Genomic DNA, 18,144 nt, shown 5'->3' on the forward strand with positions numbered 1-18,144 from the left:
CCGGCGCGTCCGTCGGCGGGGCGGTGCGGATCGGGTGGCGGTGGGGGACGCCGTCGCGCTGGGCTGAAGGCGGTCAGTCCGTCTCGTCGCCGCGCACCTGGCCGTAGCCGGTGAGCAGGTCGCGCAGTCGGTTCGCCACCGCCGCGCCGATCTGGTCCCGCTCAACCGCCTTGGCGAGCCGTTCGCGCAGGTCCCTGATCCCCTTGAACCGGTCCTTGAGCTTGCCCCGGTTCAGCGCCTCGGCCTTGTCCCGCAGTTCGTCGGCGGTCTTCCGCTCGATCTCGCCACGGGCCTTCGCCTCGTCGATCACTGCGATGAACTCGGCGGCCAAGTCGCCCAGGCTGACCGGCCGGCTTCGGGCGGTGGTCGGGGGGACCCGGCTCGGCGCGGTTCTGGTCGGCGTGGGAGGCGCGGCCCGCGTCGCCGTCGACTGGGCAGCGGGAGTGGTCACGCCGGGCGCGGCGGCCGGCGGGTTCGGGGACCCGCCGACCGGGGCGAACAGCCCGATCAGCCCGACGAGCAGCGCCATCCCGGCCAGGACGAGGACGCCGAGCAACCGGTTTGAACGCCGCGACCGCCTGGCCGGGCCCGCCGACGACGACGCGCCCGGCCACGACGCGCCCGAAGGCGAGGCGGCAGACGACGACGTACCCGGCCACGACGCGGGCGAGGACGAGGCGGCCGAGGGCGACGCGGAGAACCGCGACGTCGGCGAGGGCGACGCGGAGAACCGCGATGCGGGCCCGGTCGCCGGGCCGGAGGTGGCACGGGTGGCGGGGTGGCCCGACCGGTCGATCAGGGTGGGCGGGTGCGGCGCGGCCGGCGGAACGACGGGCAGGAGCGCGGTCGGCGGTTCCGCCGGCGGGGCCGCGCCGAGCCGGACGGCCAGCTCGGCGGTGGTGGGTCGGCGGGCCGGGTCGGCGTCCAGGCAGGCGAGGGTGAGCTCGGCGACGTCCGGGGGCAGCCCGGTGACCCGCAGCGGCGGCACCGGCATATGCCGGGCGTGCACCTCGACGGCGTCCTCCCAGGTCTGCACGGGCAGCGGCGCGCCACCGGTCAGGGCCCGGTAGAGCAGCGCGCCGAGGGCGTAGACGTCGCTGGCCGGGTCCGGCGGCCCGGGGGTCATCCGCTCGGGCGCGAAGTACGCCGGGGTGCCCATCATCAACTCGCCGCTGTGGCCGGAGGGCGGGCCGGCGAGCGGGTGGCGCGGGCCGGCGACCGCGGCGATGCCGAAGTCGAGCACCTTGGCGCCGGTCCCGGTGAGCATGATGTTGCCCGGCTTGACGTCCCGGTGCACCACGCCGATGCGGTGCGCGGCGGCGAGGGCGGCGGCGACCTGCCCGGCCACCCGGACGGCCTCCGGCCAGGGCAGCGGCCCTGCGGTGAGCCGGTCGGCCAGGCTGTGCCCGTCGACCAGCTCCATCACCAGGTAGGGCAGCACGGTGCCGGCGGCCAGGGTCGCCTCGCCGTAGTCGTACACCTGGGTGACGTGCGGATGGGTGAGCCGGGCGGCGGCCCGGGCCTCGCGCTGGATGGTGGCGCGTAGCTGCGGGTCGGCGGCGGGCTGCCCCGCCAGGGCCTTGACCGCCACAGGACGGTGCAGCACCTCGTCGTCAGCACGCCACACCTCGGACATCCCACCGAGGCCGATGCGCTCACGCAGGACGTACCGGTCGTGCAGCCGTAGGCCGGGGGTGAACGGCGACATGATGGTCCAGTCTGCCTGCCGGTCGGGACGGGCACCAGTCCCGGCGCTCGGCCGGGCCGGGATGTCCGGACATGGGCGGTATCGCTATCCGGCGGCCCGGGGCGGGCGCGCCGGGGCGGGGTCCGGTCAGGGCTTGCGCGCCACGGCCGCGTAGAGGCTGACGTCGGCCGCCGAGGGCCGGGGCTGCGGCTCCGCGGCGGCACGCCATTCGGCTGCGGAGACGATGCCCGGGTCGACCAGTTCCAGGCCGTCGAAGAACCGGGTGAAATCGGCCAGGCTGCGCAGGTAGAGCGCGCCGTACCCGCCCCCGTTCCTCGTCGCCGCCCTGGCGTCCTCGCCGACCTGCCCCGGGAGGTGGTCGTAGGTGGCGTGCGTGGCGGCCAGGTGGCTGCCTGGGGGCAGGGCGTCCAGCAGCCGCCGGACCAGCGCGTACGGCTCGTCCGGGTCGGGCAGGAAGTGCAGGATCGCCACCAGCATCAGCGCCACCGGCTGCCCGAGGTCGATGGTGCGCCGCAGGTCGGGGTGGGAGAGGATCTTCTCCGGGTCGCGAAGGTCGGCGTCGATGTAGGCGGTGGCGCCCTCGGGCGCGCTGGTCAGCAGGGCGCGGGCGTGGGCGAGCACGATGGGGTCGTTGTCGACGTACACCACCCGGGTCTGCGGGGCGACGGCCTGGGCGACCTCGTGGGTGTTGTCGGCGGTGGGGATGCCGGTGCCGATGTCGAGGAACTGCCGCAGGCCGGCCTCGCGGGCCAGGTAGCGCACCGCCCGCTGGAGGAAGCGGCGGTTCTCCAGGGCGGTGACGCGGATGGTCGGGAAGGCCGCGGCCATCGCGTCACCCGAGTCTCGGTCGGCCTGGAAGTTGTCCTTGCCGCCCAGCCAGTAGTTGTAGCGGCGGGCGGGATGCGCCACCGAGGTGTCGATCCGGTCCCTGCGGTGGGCGGGGTCGGTCGGGGCACCGGGGGCGTCGGTGGTCAAGGCTCCTCCATGCTCTGCGCTGGCATCGGCGCGCCGACGTCCGTCCACTGTCGTCGGTCCCGACCATGGTAGATGCTCCCGGGCCGGCTCCGCGCCCGGGAACCCGTCACCCCGGAAGGATCTCGTCACGCAGCCGGGCCAGCAGCTCCGGCGTTCGCTCCGGGGGCTCGGCCTCCACGCAGAGGCGCTCCATGGCCGCCGCGTAGTAGTCGAGGTCCTCGCGCTTGTCGAGGTAGATGGCGCTGGTGAGCTGTTCGATGTAGACGATGTCCGGCAGGTCCTGGTCGCCGAAGCGCAGGATGGTGAAGGCACCGCCCGCCGCGGCGTGCCCGCCCGCGTCGAACGGGATGATCTGCAACCGCACGTGCGGCGACCGGGTCGCCTCGATCAGGGCGGCGAACTGGCCGCGCATCACCTCGGGGCCGCCGATCGGTCGGCGCAGCGCCGCCTCGTCGACCACCGCCCACAGCTGGGGCGGCTGCGGGCGGCGCAGCAACTCCTGGCGCTGCATGCGCAGGCCCACCCGCCGGTCGATCTCGTCCGCGCCGGCGCTGCGGTGGCCGAGCAGGACGACCGCCCGGGCGTATTCCGGGGTCTGGAGCAGGCCGGGCACGAACTGGACCTCGTAGCTGCGGATCAGCGCGGCGGCCGCCTCCAGGCCCAGGTAGGACTGGAACCAGGACGGCAACACGTCGCCGTAACGGTGCCACCAGCCCGGACTGTTGGCGTCCCGGGCAAGCTTGAGCAGGGCCTCGCGCTCCTCGGAATCGGTGACCCCGTAGAGGCTGAGCAGGTCGGCGACGTCGCGTTCCTTGAAGCCGACCCGGCCCAGCTCCATCCGGCTGATCTTCGATTCGGAGGCCCGGATCTCCCAGCCGGCGCCCTCCCTGGTCACCCCGACGGCCTCACGCAGGCGGCGCAGTTGGGCGCCGAGCAGCATGCGCAGCACGGTCGGGCCGGTGGCTGGGCCACCTTCCGTGGGAACCATCGTCACGTGCCGACCTCCGCTTGCCAGCCTCCGTCAACCGGGCCCCGACCCCGGCCGACGTGTAAGCATGCCATGGACCGACAGTGAGGTGTACCCGCCCGAAGGGTGTTTTGGTCCCATCGACGGGACGGAGCCGGACGGTTACGCTGGGTCAGGCGATCAGATCGTCGAAGTCCCCGTCCCTGGCTCCCAGCACGAAGGCGGCGATCTCGTCCACCGTGTAGATCAGCGCCGGACCCTCGGGGTGGCGCGAGTTGCGCAGGGCGATCCCGCCGCCGCCGGGGAGTTCGGCCAACTCGACGCAGTTGCCGCTGGGGTTGCTCCGTCGGCTCTTCTGCCACTTCAGCGGGGGGAGCTGCGCGGCGGGAACGCCGTTGTGGGGCTGCTGCATGGGGGCGTCTTTCTCTTCAAGAGCCTGCCTATGCCGCGGGGAGGAGCGGTGCTGGCGAGGGGGTGGGTCGAAAACGATGCTGCTGCACGTGCATCTGCTATTGCATCTGCACCGGACAACGAGCATGATAACGCACGTGCGGTGTACCCATTCGTTCACTTTGGGTTACTCGAATCGGGGCCGCACCAGGCAAAATGCGGGTGTGTAGGAACGCGCCGGCCGGCATCGCGCAGGGCCAGCGGGCGGACGCGGCGAGGGGAGGGTTCGTGCCGGATCCGTTGACCATCGCATCCGGCATCTCGGCCGCCGGGGCCCTCGTGTCCGCGTGGCAGCTACGCCGCCGCGCCCTGCTGGCCGAGGCGGAGATCGAGCACCTCCAGGCGGAACTCGCCGCCGAACGGCACGCCGCGAGCCACGACCCGCTCACCGGGCTGCCCAACCGACGGGCCTTCTTCCGGCTGGCCACCACTCTGCTCACCGATGCCGTCGGCCAGCCGCTGATCGCGGTGGTGCTCGACCTTGACGACTTCAAGCAGGTCAACGACCGCTACGGGCACGCCGCCGGGGACCGGGTGCTGATCAGCGTGGCCGAGCGACTGGCCGCGTTCGCCGGCGACAACCTGGTGGCCCGCCTCGGCGGTGACGAGTTCGCCGGCCTGCTGACCAGCCCGACGGTCGACCGACGGTGGATCGAGCACGCCTCCCGCCGGCTCTGCGAGGCGCTCGCCGCGCCCATCCCGCTCGACGGTCTCAGCCTCCGGGTCACCGCCTCGGTCGGCCTGGCCCCGGTGACCGGCCCCGCCCAGCTCACCGAGGCGCTCGACCGCGCCGACGCGGCCATGTACCGGGCCAAGAGCGTCGGCGCGTCCGGCCCCACCCGGCAGCTCGTGGACAGCGCACACCTCGCCGAGTGGTGACCGCCCAAGGTTGGCGACAGCGCACACCTCGCCGGATGGTGACCGCCCGGGCCGGGCAGCGGCGCGGGGTCAGCGCCAGCCGTAGCCGGCACGCAGGGCCTGGCCGACCCGGTCGAAGCGGGGCCGGTCCAGCACCGCGCCCTCGCGCCGGATGCTGTCCTCCCGCATGGTGAGCACCCGATCGAGGCGTACCCAGCTCGGCCGGTTGTCGCGGTCCCACGTGCCGGGGCCGAGGGAGAACCAGTGTCGCTGGCCGTCCCGCTCGCTCTGGCTGGACAGCATCAGGCCGAACAGCGTGCGGCTGGCCCGGCCGACGACCAGGACCGGCCGGTCCTTGCCCTGCCGGGGGTCGTCCTCGTAGGGCACCCAGGTCCAGACGACCTCGCCCGGGTCGGCCTGGCCGTCGGGCTCCGGGGCGTAGCTGAGCTCCCGCCGCTGCAACGCCGCGACCTGCCGGCGCCGCGCGACCTGGGCCGGGATCGGACCGGGGGTGCCCGCCGGGACGGCCCCACGGGTCACCCGCCCTAGCCGGGACGCCACACTCCTGAACAGACCTGCCACGGCGGGCAGCCTAGCCCCTCCCCCGGCCCGCCGCCGACCCGCCTCGGGCGAAGAGCAACCGGGTCAGGAACGGCGGAGGCGAAAAGCGGTGGAGGCGGATGGTCTGATCCGCGACGATGCCGACGTGACCGTCCCCCTGCACCAGATCCGCGCCCGGTACACCGCCGACACGCTGACCGTGTACCAGGCGTACCCGCCGGAGATCGCCGGGCCGGCGGTGGCGGCGGGCCGGTTCGTGCCTCCGTTCAAGCGGGACCGGATGACCTGGATCAAGCCGTCGTTCCGCTGGATGATGTACCGCTGCGGTTGGGCCCGGAAGCCGGGCCAGGAGCGGGTGCTCGCCGTCGAGATCACCCGCGTCGGATTCGAGTGGGCCCTGGCGCACGCCTGCCTGAGCGGCTACGCGCCCGGCGCGCACGCCGACCAGGACGACTGGGCCCGGCGGCTGCGCACCAGCCCGGTCCGGGTGCAGTGGGACCCGGAGCGGACCGTGCGGGCGCAGCCGCTGCGGCACCGTTCCCTGCAGATGGGCCTGACCGGCGAGGCCGCCCGGCGGTACGTCGACGAGTGGATCGTCGGGATCACCGACGTCACCGCGACGGCGCGGGCGATCCGGGCCCGGCTGGACGCGGGCGACGACGCCTCGGCCGAGGCGATGCTGCCCGCGGAGCGCCCCTACCCGCTGCCGACCGGCGTGGGCGACGCGATCGCCGCGCACCCCGGCTGACGTCCGGGCCGCCGCGCACGCCGCTGGCCTGCGGGCCCGCCGCGTCCCCGGCTGACGTGCGGGCCGCCGCCACCCCGGCAGGCCCGCGGGCCTGCCGCGTCCCCGGCTGACGTGCGGGCCGCCGCCACCGTCGGGCACCATGGGTGCGACCGGGCCACCTGAGGCGGCGAACGGGAGGAGCCACGGTGACGGGTATCCCCGACGACCTGCCGGTCGTCGAGCGGCGCGCGGTGCGGCTGGTGGTGCTCGACGCCGACCGGCGGTTGCTGCTGTTCCACACCCGCGACCCGGACCACCCCCGGCTCGGCACCTGGTGGGAGCTACCCGGCGGCGGCGTCGACCCCGGCGAGACGTACCTCGACACGGCCGTGCGGGAGCTGCGCGAGGAGACCGGCATCCGGGTGGCCCCGGAGCGGGTCGGTCCGCCGCGCTGGCGGCGGCGGGCCAGCTTCATCCACCGCCGGCTGCGCCACATACAGGACGAGGTCGTCGTGGCGGTACGGCTGGACGGCCCCGGCCCGGAGGTCGACGAGACCGACCGGCTGGACTACGAGCGGGAGGACTACTTCGGGTTCCGCTGGTGGCCGGTCGCCGACGTCGTCGGCAGCCGGGAGCGGTTCTATCCGGGCCGGCTGCCCGGGCTGCTCACCGCCTTCCTGGCCGGGGAGGAGATCGACGAGCCGTTCGAGCTGTTTTCGTGAGGACCGGCCCGGGCGGGGCAGAGTGAAGGCATGACGACGAACCTGCACGGCCCGCTGGCCCGCTACGCCGCCCGGCTGCACGGCTCGGTCGGCGACCGACACCACGTCGCGTCCCCGCTGGGTGCCTGGCTGCTGCTCGCGCTGTGCGGGTCGGCCGTCCCCGACCGGGACGCCGGCGACCTCGCCGACGCGCTGGGCACCGACCCGGAGGCGGCGGCGCGGACCGCCGCCGCGCTGCTCGACGCCCCGCACCCGCTGGCACCGGCCGCCACCGCCGTCTGGCACCGGCCGGACGCGGACACCGACGCGCTGGCCGCCTGGCGGGCCACCCTCCCCCGCGCCACGGAGACCGGCCCGCTGCCGGTCCAGGCCGGCCTGGACGCCTGGGCGCGCAGACACAGCGCTGGTCTGCTCGACAGGTTCCCGCTGACCCTCTCGCCCCGCGTCGTGCTCGCGCTTGCCTCGGCCGTGGCCACCCGGATCTCCTGGGCCGACCCGTTCGGCCTCGCCCCGGCCTCGGCGCTGGGGCCGGACAGCCCCTGGGCCGGGCGGCTGACCCGGGTGCTGCACACCCCGGCGTACGGGCACAAGGCCTGGATCGCCGCGACGCCGGAGGCCGGCGACGTCGCCGTGCACACGGCGGCGGCCGAACCGGGGAACGGGAACGGGGCCGCCGGAGCCGGGGACGGGGCCGGACTGCTGGTCGTGTCGGTGGCCGCCGCCCCCGAGGTCGCACCCGCCGACGTGCTCGCCGCCGCGTACCGGATCGCGGCCGACGCCGACGCCGACGAGCCCGCCGGCCGGCGGTCGCTGTTCGACCTGCCGCTGGGCGCGACGCCGCTGTGGACGCTGCGCGAGGAGAAAGTCCGCACCCACGCCCGCGACCGCCGGGTGGAGCGGCACACGGCGGCGCTGCCCTGCTGGTCGGCCCGCGCCGAGCACGACCTGACCGGGCCGGGGCTCGGGTTCTCCGCCCTCGCCCGGGTCCTCGCCCCGCTGATCGGGGGCACCGAGGTCGAGGCACGGCAGGCCGTCGTCGCCCGGTACAGCCGGTACGGGTTCGAGGCCGCGGCCGTGACCGGAGTGTTCGGGACGGTGGGCCTGCCCCCGGAGGGGATCGCCCGCACCGCCGAGCTGCGCTTCGGCCACCCGTACGCGGTGGTGGCCGTCGCCACCGACCGACGGGGCGGCGGGGTGGGCCCGTGGCACGAGGTGCCGGTCTTCTCCGGCTGGGTCGCCGAGCCCGACGACGTTCCCGAGGCCGAGTTCGCCGACTCGCCCGTGGCGTAGGGGCCCGCAACGACGCGAGGCCGGGCACGCGGATCCGGCCCGGGACAGGGTCGGGGGCCTCCGCAGCGCACCGGAGACCCCCGACCCTCGCTCACGACGCCGCCGGCGTCGTCACGCCGCGACCGGCACCTTCTCCTCCTGCCGCTCGGCGGCCCGGGCGGCCAGCCGCCGCTCGCGTTCCTGGGCGCCGATCAGGTCGTCCGGCAGCGAGTCCGGCACCTCCATGTCGAAGCGCCGCAGCAGCCGGATCGCGAAGCCGCCCAGGGTGACCAGCACCAGCGCCGCGCCGAAGCAGACGTACGCGAAGCCCATGCCGCGGCCCGGACCGGTGCCGATCACCGCGCCCACCGAGCCGGCCAGCGCGCCGCCCGGGGCGAGCATGGGCTCGAACAGGGCGGTGGCGGCCGGGGCGATCAGCGCGAAGCCGATCGGCAGCGTGGACCAGGAGATGGTCTGGTTCAGGCTGAACACCCGGCCGTGGTAGCGCTGGGGGACCTTCACCTGGACGATGGTGGCGTAGATCGACTGGGCGGTGGTCATCGACAGGCCCAGCCAGAACACCCCGACGCAGATCACCGTCACCGAGGCGTCGAGGCCGATCACGATGCACCCCACGGCGGTGCCGAGGTTGCCGATCAGCACGCCGATCATCCGCCGGCTGCGGGGGCCGCCCCACAGCGACATCAGCACGCCGCCCGCCACCGCGCCGAGCGCCTCGGCCAGGGCCACCTGCGCCACCTCCGTGGCGGTGGCGAAGGAGAGCACCATCGGGGTGGTCAGCACCAGGGCCGGGGCCAGGAAGATGTTGCCGATCGCGAAGTAGCCCAGCATCAGCCGGAAGCCCCGGTGCTGCCACGAGTAGCGCATCCCGTTGGCGATCGCCGTCAGCAGCCGCTCCCGGGGCCGGAAGCCGAGCAGGTCCGGGAAGCGGACCACGGCCAGGGTCAGCACCGCCACCACGTAGCTGGCCACGTCGATGAGCAGGATGCCCTTGAGCCCGATGGCGGCCAGCAGGCCGGCCGCGAAGACCGGCATCAGCAGCATGGCGGAGCCGTTGGTGAGCTGGGTGACGCCCATCGCGTGGCCGAGGTACCGCTTCGGCACGAGCTGCGGCACCGCCGAGGAGAACGCGATGCGCTGGAACGACCCGGCGACCTGGCTGAGCGCCACCAGGATGTAGATCATCCACAGCCGCAGGTTGTCCGTCCAGAGCAGGGCGGCCAGCACGAGCTGGATCGTCCCGGCGCTGGAGCTGGCGATCATCATGATCTTCCGGCGGCTGACCCGGTCGACGACCGCGCCCGCGATCGGCAGCATCAGCACGCCGCAGACCAGCGCGAGGGCCCAGAGCATGCCCAGGTTGGCCACCGAGCCGGTGCGGGTGAACAGCCAGATCGGCACGGCGAACGCGGTCAGCGCCGAGCCGGTGGTGGAGACGAACTGGCCGGCGGTGACCGCCACGAACCGGCCCATGCTCGGCTTCACCACCGCCTTCTCCGAGCCCGGGGCCGCGCCGATGCGCTGGTGGTCGGCGACCACCCAGCCGGCGTCCTCGCCCCGGGCCGGGGCCTCCAGGGCGGTGGTGTCGCCGGCGAGCACCGCCGGGTGCGCCGCCGTGACGATCTCGGCCAGCTCGTCGGCCCGGTACTTGAGGAAGAAGTGCCCCGCCTGGTCGAGGACGACCAGCCCGAGGGTGTCGGAGAGGAACCCCCACTCGGCGTACCGCTCGGTGTAGTAGTCGGTCACCGGGTCCTCGGAGCCGACCACCGAGACGATCGGGGCGTGCAGCTTCGCCGTCCCGGCGTCCAGCAGGCCGGTGAAGTACTCCTCCGAGGCGCGGGAGTCGGCCCGCATGTTGCTGATGATCCGGTCGGCCTGCTCCGGGTCCAGCTCGTCGGTGTCCACCCCCATCGACTTGAGCCAGCTCGCGTAGTGCTTGTTGCTGCGCAGCCGCTCCAGGCGGTTGCGGGCGGCGGCGAAGAGGCCCTTCGGCCGGGCGAACGGGAACATCGCGCCGATGTAGAGCGCCTCCAGCTCCCGGCCGGCCGCCTCGACCTTGCGGGCCACCTCGGCGACGATCGCGCTGCCGACGCCGCAGTGGCCGTACAGCACGATCGGGCCCTCGATCCGCTCGACGATCTCGTCGGCGACCCGCCGGGTCAGCTCCTCGAACGGCAGGCCGTCCTCGCTGAGCCCGACGTCGTGGCCGGGGATGGCCAGCGAGTACAGGGCGTTGCCGGCGGGCAGGGCGTCCGCGAGGGGCTGGTAGACGATGGCGCTGCCGCCGCCGTAGGGGACGCAGACGTACGTGCGGACCCGTTTGCCGACCGGGATCGGCTTGGTCAGCTCGTAGAGCAGCCGGCGCGGGCCGTCGTCGGCGGCGTCGCCGGTCATGAACGCGGCCAGTTCCCGGATGGTCCGCTGCTGGAACAGGTCCATCACGCCGACCGCCCGGCCACCGTGCTCGGCCTTGCGGATCTTCGCCACCACCTGGGTGGCGAGCATCGAGTGCCCGCCCAGGTCGAAGAAGTCGTCGTCGATGCCGAGCGTGTCGACGCCCAGCACCTCCGACCAGATCCCGGCCAGCAGCCGTTCGGTGTCGTCGCGCGGTTCGACCAGCGCCACGGACGCCTCGCGGGTCACCACGGGGGCGGGCAGCGCCCGGCGGTCGAGCTTGCCGTTGGGGCTCAGCGGCAGCGCGTCGAGGGTGACGAACGCGGTCGGCACCATGTACTCGGGCAGGGTCTCCTTCAGCGCCGCCTTCAGCGCGGCGTGCTCGGCGTCGCCGACCACGTACCCGGTGAGCCGCTTGTCGCCCGGGGTGTCCTCGCGGACGATCACCGCGGCCTCGGTCACCTGGGGCTGCTCGCGCAGGGCGCTCTCGATCTCACCCAGCTCGATGCGCAGGCCCCGCAGCTTCACCTGGTGGTCGATGCGGCCGAGGAACTCGACGACCCCCGAGCCGTCCGGCGAGGCCACCCAGCGGGCCAGGTCGCCGGTGCGGTACAGCCGGGCGCCCGGCTCGCCGGAGAACGGGTCGGGCACGAACCGCTCGGCGGTCAGCGCCGGCCGGCGGTGGTAGCCCCGGGCCAGCCCGACGCCGCCGATGTGCAGCTCGCCCGCGACGCCGACCGGGCACTCGTTGCCGGCCGGGTCCAGCACGTGCAGCCGCAGGTTGGCGATCGGGCCGCCGATCGGGACGCTGGTCAGCCCGGCCAGCCTGGCCGGGTCGCAGTGCCAGGCGCTGACGTCGATGGCCGCCTCGGTGGGGCCGTACAGGTTGTGCAGCTCGCACCAGGGCAGCCGGGCGGTGAGCTCCACCGCCGAGACCAGCGGCAGCTCCTCGCCGGAACAGATCACCCGGCGCAGGCCGGTCGCCGCCTCGACCCCGTCCTCGCCGAGGAACACGGTCAGCATCGACGGGACGAAGTGGGCGGTGGTGATCCGCTCGGAGACCAGCAGGTCGCGCAGGTACGCGGCGTCCTTGTGCCCGCCGGGCCTGGCCAGCACCAGCCGGGCCCCCTCGCGCAGCGGCCAGAAGAACTCCCACACCGACACGTCGAAGCTGGCCGGGGTCTTCTGCAGCACCGCGTCGTCGGCGCCGAGCCGGTACGTCCGCTGCATCCAGTCCAGCCGGTTGACGATGCCCCGGTGGGTGTTCGGCACCCCCTTGGGCCGGCCGGTGGAGCCGGAGGTGTAGATGACGTACGCCAGGTTGCCCGGTCCGGCGGTCGGCGCGGGGTCGACGGTGGGCTGGTCGGCCCACACCGCCTCGTCGTCCAGGACCAGCACGGTCGCGCCGGTGTCGGGCAGCACGTCACGCAGGTGCTCCTGCACCAGCACGACACCGGCGGCGGCGTCGGTGACCATGAAGGACAGCCGGTCGGCCGGGTACTCCGGGTCCAGCGGCAGGTAGGCGCCGCCGGCCTTGAGCACGCCGAGCAGCCCGGCGACCAGCTCCACCGAGCGTTCCGCGCACACTCCGACGAGGGTCTCCGGGCCGACGCCGGCGGCGCGCAGCCGGTGTGCCACCCGGTTCGCGGCGGCGTTCAGCTCGGCGTACGTCACCGAGCGGTCCTCGAAGGTCAGCGCCACCGCGTCCGGGGTGGCCGCGGCCCGCTGCTCGAACGGGCCGTGCAGGGTCTGCGCCTGCGGGAAGTCGGCCGTGGTGTCGTTCCAGCCGGCCAGCAGCTCCCGCTCGGCGGGGGCGGTCAGCTCCAGCGCGGAGACCGGGGTGTCCGGGGCGGCGACGACCGCCCGCAGCAGGGTGGTCCAGCGCCGCGCGATCCGCTCGACGGTCTCCCGGGTGAACAGGTCGGTGTTGAAGACCAGCTTCCCCCAGAGGCCCTCGGTGGTCTCCACGGCGTGCAGCTCGAAGTCGAACCGGGTGGCCCGCAGCTCCATCGGGGTCCACTGGAAGCGCACGGTGGCGGCGTCGGAGACCCCGGTGAACCGGCCCATCTCGTAGTTCTGGAGCACGAACATGGCCTGGAACACCGGGGACCGGCTCACGTCGCGGGGCAGCCCCAGCTCGTGGACGACCTTCGCGAACGGCACCTCGGCGTGCTCGAAGCCGTCCAGCACGCTGCGCCGGGTGCGCTCCAGCAGCTCGGTGAACGTCGGGTCGCCGGCCAGCTCGGCCCGCAGCGGCAGCATGTTGATGAACATGCCGACGACGTTCTCCAGCTCGGGGGCGGACCGGCCGGCCACGGACGCGCCGACGGCGAAGTCGTCCTGGCCGGCGTGCCGGGCCAACAGCACCTGGTACGCGGCGAGCAGCGTCATGAACAGCGTGCCGCCGCCGGCCCGGGTGAGCGCGTTGAGCCGCTCGGTGTCCGCCGGGTCGAGCTGGAACTCGACGAAGTCGCCCCGGTAGGTCTGGGTCGCCGGGCGGGGCGCGTCCAGCGGCAGCTCCAGCGGGGTGATCCCGGCCAGTCGGGACTTCCACCAGTCCAGGTGGCCCTGGGCCGCCGGGCCGTCCAGCTCGCGGGCCTCCCAGGCGGCGAAGTCGCCGTACTGCACGGGCAGGGCCGGCGGCTCGCCGCCGTGGTAGAGGGTGATCAGGTCGCGCAGCAGCACGTCCACCGACCAGCCGTCGCCGACGATGTGGTGCTTGCCGAGGAACAGGACGTGGTCGTCGTCGTTCAGCCGGATCAGCAGGGCGCGCAGCAGCGGCCCGGCGGCCAGGTCGAACGGCTCCGTCGAGGCGGCGTCGACCAGCGCCTGCGCCGCCGCCTCGTCGGCCGCCCCCGTCACCGTCAGCGGCACCTCGACGGTGTCCTCGACGACCACGGTGGGGCGGCCGTCGGCGTCGGCCGGGAACCGGGTGCGCAGCGACTCGTGCCGCGCGGTCAGCCCGGCCAGCGCGCCGCGCAGGGCCGCGAGGTCGAGCGGGCCACGCACCCGCAGCGGCACCGCGATGTGGTACGCGGCCTCGCCCGGGGCGAGCTGGTCCATGAACCAGACCCGCTCCTGGGCGTACGACAGCGGCACCTCGGCGTTCTCGGGCCGGGGGGTGATCCGGGCGGCCGGGGTGGCCTGACGGCGGCGTAGCCGCTTGGCGATCAGCGCCTGCCGGGCCGCCTCCCGGGCCGGATCCTTCAGGTCGGTCATGTGGTACGTCCCTCTTCCGTCGCCAGCAACGCGGCGACCTCGGTGTCGGAGAGCTCGTCGAGTTCCGCGGCGATCAGGCTCTCGAGCTGGGCGGCCAGGTCGGCCACCACCGGGCTGCCGAACAGCGCCCGCATCGGCAGGTCGACGTCCACCTCGGCCCGGATCCGGGCCATCGCCCGCATGCCGCGCAGCGAGTTGCCGCCGAGGGCGAAGAAGTCGTCGGTCGCGCCGACCTTCTCCACGCCGAGGATGTCGGCGTACACCTCGGCCACCAGGGCCTCGGCGTCGGTGCGCGGGGCGACGTACGCGTCGTCGACCGTCCCGGTGGCCGGGGCGGGCAGCGCGGCCCGGTCCAGCTTGCCGTTCGGGGTCAGCGGCAGCGCGTCGAGCCGGACGAACGCGGCCGGCACCAGGTGCGCCGGCAGCTCCCGGGCCAGGTCGGCGGCCAGCGCGGCCCCGTCGGCGTCGCCGACCAGGTAACCGACCAGGGTCGGCTCGCCGGTGTCGGTGCGCACGGCCACCGCCGCCTCCCGGACGCCGGGCCGGGCCAGCAGGGCCGACTCGATCTCGCCCAGCTCGATGCGCATGCCGCGCACCTTCACCTGCTCGTCGCGGCGGCCCAGGTACTCCAGCGTCCCGTCGGCCCGCCACCGGGCCAGGTCGCCGGTGCGGTACATCCGCTGCCCGGCCTGCCCGTACGGGCAGGGCAGGAAGCGCTCGGCGGTGAGGCCGGGGCGGCGCAGGTAGCCGCGGGCGAGCTGGTCGCCGGCGACGTACAGCTCGCCGGCCACGCCCGGCGGCACCGGGTTCAGCGCCGCGTCCAGCAGCAGCGCCCGGGTGTTCCAGGTGGGGGTGCCGATCGGCACCGCCCCGGCGGGCAGCTCCGCCCCCGGCGCGATCCGGGCGGCGACGCAGCCGACGGTGGCCTCGGTCGGGCCGTACTCGTTGATCACCGCCACCTCGGGGTGGGCGGCCCGCCAGTCGGCGAGCTGCTCGCCGGTCAGCGCCTCGCCGCCGATGACCAGATCGGCCGTCGGCGACAGCGCCTCGTCGAGCAGCGGCAGGTGGCTCGGGGTCACCTTGAGGAAGGTCGGCCGGCCGCCGGCACGGGCGGCCGGCTCGTCGATCGCCGCGAGCCGGACCGTGCCGCCTGCGGTGAGCGGCCCGAGCAGCCCGGTGACGGTGAGGTCGAACGACACCGGCGAGTGCAGCAGGGCCGTGCCGGCCAGGCCCGGGTAGGTGTGCCGGGCCCAGGCCAGGTACGCGGTCACCGACCGGTGCTCCACCACGACGCCTTTGGGGCGGCCGGTGGAGCCGGACGTGTACAGCACGTAGGCCGGGTGGTCCGGGCGCAGCGGGGCGGCCCGGTCGGCGTCGGTCAGGTCCGCCGCGTCGAGGTCGGCGGCGGTGAGCGGGTCGAGCACCAGCGCGTCGCCGGGCACGTTGGCGGCGGTGTCGGCGTCGGCCAGCACCAGCGCCGGCTCGGCGTCGGTCAGCAGGTACCGGATCCGGGCCGCCGGGTAGCCGATGTCCACCGGCACGTAAGCCGCGCCGGACTTGAGCACCGCGAGGATGGCCACCAGCAGGTTCATCGAGCGGGGCAGCGCGAGCGCGACCCGGGTCTCCGGGCCGGCCCCTCGGGCGACCAGCAGCCGGGCCAGCCGGTTCGCGGCGGCGTTCAGCTCGGCGTACGTCAGCTCGGCGCCGTCGCAGACCAGCGCGAGGGCCTGCGGGGTGGCCGCGGCCTGGCGCTGCACCTCGTCGACCACGGTGCTCACCGGCCGGTGGTGGGCGGTGGCGTTCCAGGTGGAGAGGACGAGCCGCCGCTCGGCGTCGTCGAGCAGCGGCAGCTCGGAGACCCGCCGGCCGGGGTCGGCGACGGCGGCGGCGAGCAGCCGGACGTACCGGGTGACGATCGACTCGGCGGTGGCCCGGTCGAACAGGTCGGTGCGGTAGACCAGCCGGCTCTCCCCGGCGGTGACGTCGAAGGCCAGGTCGTCCTTGGTGGTGCCCAGCGGCACCGGGTCCAGGCCGGAGTCGGGGATGAAGTTCAGCGCGGTCTGGAAGATCGGCTGCACCGACGGGTCCCGCTGCGGGGCGACGGCCTCGACGATCTTCTGGAACGGCGTCTGCCCGTGCTCCATCGCGTCGATCAGGCCGCCCCGGACGCGGCCGAGCAGTTCGGCGACGGTGGGGTCGCCTGTCAGGTCGCAGCGCAGCGCCACCGGGTTGACGAACATGCCGACCAGCGGGGCCACCTCGTCGGTGTCCCGGCCGGCGGTGGACACGCCGACCACCACCGTGTCGTCGCCGGAGATCCGGGACAGCAGCGCGGCGAACCCGGTCAGCAGCACCATGTACGGGGTGGCGGCCGAGGCGGCGGCGAGCCGGCCGACGGAGTCGAGCAGCCCGTCGGGCAGGTCGAAGCGCACCTCGTCGCCGGCGAAGCCGAGCTGGGCCGGGCGGGGCCGGTCCAGCGGCAGACCGGTAACCGCCGGGGCCCCGGCCAGGTGGCCGGTCCAGAAGGCGAGCTGCCGGTCCAGTTCCGGGCCGGTGAGCTGGTCGCGCTGCCAGGCGGCGAAGTCGGCGTACTGGATGGGCAGCTCGGGCACCTCGGCGGGGGCGCCGGTGAGCGCGGCGGTGGTGAACGCGGCCAGCTCGCCGGTCAACACCACCGCCGAGTGGGCGTCGTAGACGGCGTGGTGCATCACGGCCAGCAACGTCCACGCCGTGTCGCCCTTGATCAGCCGGGCCCGCCACAGCGGCGCGGCGTCCAGCGGGATCGGGGTGCGGGCCAGTTCCTCCTTGATCGCCGCGTACCGGGCGAGCCGCTCGGCCTCCGGCAGGCCCGACAGGTCCTCGGCGTCGATCCGGACCGGCTCGTGCGCGCGGACCACCTGCACCAGGACCCCGTCCGCCATCCGCAGGTGGGTGCGCAGCGCCTCGTGCCGGGCGACGACCTGGTTGAACACGTCGCCGGCCGCGTCGGCGTCCAGCTCGGCCGGGAAGGACCACAGGTTGGACACGTTGTAGACCGGCGAGCCGGTGTCGAGCTGGTTGGCCATCCACACCCGCTCCTGCGCGAAGGAGGCGGGAAAGGTCCACTCCCCGGTCATGAGGTGCCCTCGCGGACGGAACGGGGGCGCATGTCGGTCCACACGGTGTCGATGTGCGCCAGGCACTCCTCGCGGGTGCCGGCGAAGCCGGTGCCGTTCCAGCCCGCGGGGAGCTCACGGTCGGCCGACCAGATCGAGTACTGCTCCTCGTCGTTGCGCACGACCAGGAAGCGTGATTCGGCCATCAGTTGTCTCCAGTGCTCTCGGGGGTGTGCGGCTCGGCCATCGCGACGGCGATCCTGCGGGGGCCGGTGAACGGCTCCCGGGCGTGCGCGGCGGTCATGTTGTCCACCACCAGCACGTCGTCGCGCTGGTAGTCGAAGCGGACGCTGGCGGCCCGGTACGCGGCCCGCAGGTGGTCCAGCACGTCGCCGGGGATCTCGCCGCCGTCGCCGTAGTAGGTGTTCGACGGCAGCCCGTCGGGGCCGAACATCGCCAGCAGCCCCTCCTGGTACTCCTCCGGCAGGGTGCTCACGTGGAAGAACGTGGCGTGGTTGAACCAGCGCGGCGTGTCCGAGCCGGGCCGGTGGTGCACCACGTCGCGCACGGCGCGGGTGCGCAGCCCGTTCCCGCCGACCCATTCCAGGGCGATCCGGTTGGCCGCCGCGTACGCCTCGACCTCGGCCCGGTCGTCGGTGTTGAACACGTCCTGCCAGCGGGTGCCGAAGTCGGCGTGGAAGTTGCGCACCAGCATCCACCGGCGGCGGACGAACTCCTCCCGTACGGCCGGGTCGATCAGCTCGTACACCCGGCGCACGTCGGCGAGCGGGGTCGCGCCCCGGGTCTGTGGCGGGGTGACGCACCAGAAGAACAGGGTCAGCGGCCAGCGCGCCTGGTACGAGTTCTCGTTGTGCAGGAAGATCTCCTCGTCCGGCGGGTAGTCGGTCGAGGTGTAGACCCGGCCCTTGATGGAGTGCCGGGGCGAGGACCGCTCGGTGTAGACCAGCGGCTCCCCGGCCAGCGCCCGCACCACCGCGTCGAAGCCGTCGACGCCGCCGACGTCGAAGCCACGGAACAGCAGCCCGCCGTGCTCGACGAGGGCGGCCCGCAGCTCGGCCCGACGGGCGTCGATGAGGTCGGTCAGCGCCCGACCGTCGCTTTCGACGACCACCGGCAGCGTGGCGATCGTGTCGCTCATAGCTCTGTACTCCCTTGTT

13 protein-coding genes are annotated in these 18,144 nt (G+C 74.4%); 4 read left to right on the top strand and 9 right to left on the bottom strand.

Features of this window, described 5'->3' with window-relative positions:
* Positions 1-73 precede the first annotated feature (73 nt).
* From ACH4T9_RS23770 to ACH4T9_RS23785, 4 genes are all read right to left on the bottom strand, one after another.
* Complete coding sequence (locus ACH4T9_RS23770; RefSeq protein ID WP_396673514.1) at positions 74-1,708, bottom strand: serine/threonine-protein kinase; 1,635 nt, start codon at positions 1,706-1,708, stop codon at positions 74-76.
* Positions 1,709-1,834: 126 nt separating this feature from the next.
* Complete coding sequence (locus ACH4T9_RS23775; RefSeq protein ID WP_396673515.1) at positions 1,835-2,683, bottom strand: SAM-dependent methyltransferase; 849 nt, start codon at positions 2,681-2,683, stop codon at positions 1,835-1,837.
* A gap of 106 nt (positions 2,684-2,789) precedes the next feature.
* Positions 2,790-3,671, bottom strand: coding sequence for a helix-turn-helix domain-containing protein (locus tag ACH4T9_RS23780; RefSeq protein ID WP_396673783.1), 882 nt, complete (start codon positions 3,669-3,671; stop codon positions 2,790-2,792).
* Positions 3,672-3,822: 151 nt separating this feature from the next.
* Complete coding sequence (locus ACH4T9_RS23785) at positions 3,823-4,062, bottom strand: DUF397 domain-containing protein (protein ID WP_387025209.1); 240 nt, start codon at positions 4,060-4,062, stop codon at positions 3,823-3,825.
* Positions 4,063-4,328: 266 nt separating this feature from the next.
* On the opposite strand from ACH4T9_RS23785, the gene ACH4T9_RS23790 reads away from it, so the two are divergent.
* Positions 4,329-4,979, top strand: a complete 651-nt coding sequence (locus ACH4T9_RS23790) for a GGDEF domain-containing protein (protein WP_396673517.1) — start codon at positions 4,329-4,331, stop codon at positions 4,977-4,979.
* A gap of 69 nt (positions 4,980-5,048) precedes the next feature.
* Here the strand turns inward: ACH4T9_RS23790 and ACH4T9_RS23795 are convergent, their stop codons facing one another.
* Entirely contained in the window at positions 5,049-5,540 is a 492-nt protein-coding gene (locus tag ACH4T9_RS23795; protein WP_396673518.1) for a type II toxin-antitoxin system PemK/MazF family toxin, read from the bottom strand.
* Between the two features lie 124 nt (positions 5,541-5,664).
* Between ACH4T9_RS23795 and ACH4T9_RS23800 the strand changes: the two genes are divergently transcribed.
* The 3 genes from ACH4T9_RS23800 (at position 5,665) to ACH4T9_RS23810 (ending at position 8,258) form a co-directional block, all read left to right on the top strand.
* Positions 5,665-6,267 (top strand): DUF4291 domain-containing protein, encoded by a 603-nt coding sequence (locus ACH4T9_RS23800; protein WP_396673784.1) that lies wholly within the window; start codon positions 5,665-5,667, stop codon positions 6,265-6,267.
* Between the two features lie 185 nt (positions 6,268-6,452).
* Positions 6,453-6,968 carry an NUDIX hydrolase gene (locus ACH4T9_RS23805; protein ID WP_396673520.1) on the top strand — a complete coding sequence of 172 codons (516 nt, stop codon included), beginning with the start codon at positions 6,453-6,455 and terminating at the stop codon, positions 6,966-6,968.
* Between the two features lie 30 nt (positions 6,969-6,998).
* A complete protein-coding gene (locus ACH4T9_RS23810; RefSeq protein WP_396673521.1) occupies positions 6,999-8,258 on the top strand; it encodes a hypothetical protein in 1,260 nt (419 codons plus the stop codon).
* A gap of 111 nt (positions 8,259-8,369) precedes the next feature.
* On the opposite strand, the gene ACH4T9_RS23815 is transcribed toward ACH4T9_RS23810, so the two are convergent.
* Genes ACH4T9_RS23815 through ACH4T9_RS23830 form a run of 4 tightly spaced genes read right to left on the bottom strand, consistent with a single transcriptional unit; the run spans position 8,370 to position 18,125 of the window.
* Positions 8,370-13,871 (bottom strand): amino acid adenylation domain-containing protein, encoded by a 5,502-nt coding sequence (locus tag ACH4T9_RS23815; RefSeq protein WP_396673523.1) that lies wholly within the window; start codon positions 13,869-13,871, stop codon positions 8,370-8,372.
* The gene (locus tag ACH4T9_RS23820; protein ID WP_396673524.1) at positions 13,868-16,987 is read right to left on the bottom strand and encodes an amino acid adenylation domain-containing protein; all 3,120 of its coding nucleotides are present in this window, start codon (positions 16,985-16,987) and stop codon (positions 13,868-13,870) included. The genes ACH4T9_RS23815 and ACH4T9_RS23820 overlap by 4 nt, the downstream gene beginning before the upstream one ends.
* Positions 16,984-17,172 (bottom strand): MbtH family protein, encoded by a 189-nt coding sequence (locus tag ACH4T9_RS23825; RefSeq protein WP_396673526.1) that lies wholly within the window; start codon positions 17,170-17,172, stop codon positions 16,984-16,986. The genes ACH4T9_RS23820 and ACH4T9_RS23825 overlap by 4 nt, the downstream gene beginning before the upstream one ends.
* Complete coding sequence (locus ACH4T9_RS23830) at positions 17,172-18,125, bottom strand: TauD/TfdA family dioxygenase (RefSeq protein ID WP_396673528.1); 954 nt, start codon at positions 18,123-18,125, stop codon at positions 17,172-17,174. The genes ACH4T9_RS23825 and ACH4T9_RS23830 overlap by 1 nt, the downstream gene beginning before the upstream one ends.
* Between the last annotated feature and the right edge of the window lie 19 nt (positions 18,126-18,144).

The organism is Micromonospora sp. NPDC020750 (assembly GCF_044334565.1).
Lineage (GTDB): Bacteria > Actinomycetota > Actinomycetes > Mycobacteriales > Micromonosporaceae > Micromonospora.

Coding starts and splice junctions, on each gene's coding strand:
- ACH4T9_RS23825 (WP_396673526.1), bottom strand. CDS start 17,172: ATGGCCGAATCACGCTTCCTGGTCGTGCGCAACGACGAGGAGCAGTAC.
- ACH4T9_RS23830 (WP_396673528.1), bottom strand. CDS start 18,125: ATGAGCGACACGATCGCCACGCTGCCGGTGGTCGTCGAAAGCGACGGT.
- ACH4T9_RS23815 (WP_396673523.1), bottom strand. CDS start 13,871: ATGACCGACCTGAAGGATCCGGCCCGGGAGGCGGCCCGGCAGGCGCTG.
- ACH4T9_RS23770 (WP_396673514.1), bottom strand. CDS start 1,708: ATGTCGCCGTTCACCCCCGGCCTACGGCTGCACGACCGGTACGTCCTG.
- ACH4T9_RS23785 (WP_387025209.1), bottom strand. CDS start 4,062: ATGCAGCAGCCCCACAACGGCGTTCCCGCCGCGCAGCTCCCCCCGCTG.
- ACH4T9_RS23820 (WP_396673524.1), bottom strand. CDS start 16,987: ATGACCGGGGAGTGGACCTTTCCCGCCTCCTTCGCGCAGGAGCGGGTG.
- ACH4T9_RS23780 (WP_396673783.1), bottom strand. CDS start 3,671: ATGGTTCCCACGGAAGGTGGCCCAGCCACCGGCCCGACCGTGCTGCGC.
- ACH4T9_RS23810 (WP_396673521.1), top strand. CDS start 6,999: ATGACGACGAACCTGCACGGCCCGCTGGCCCGCTACGCCGCCCGGCTG.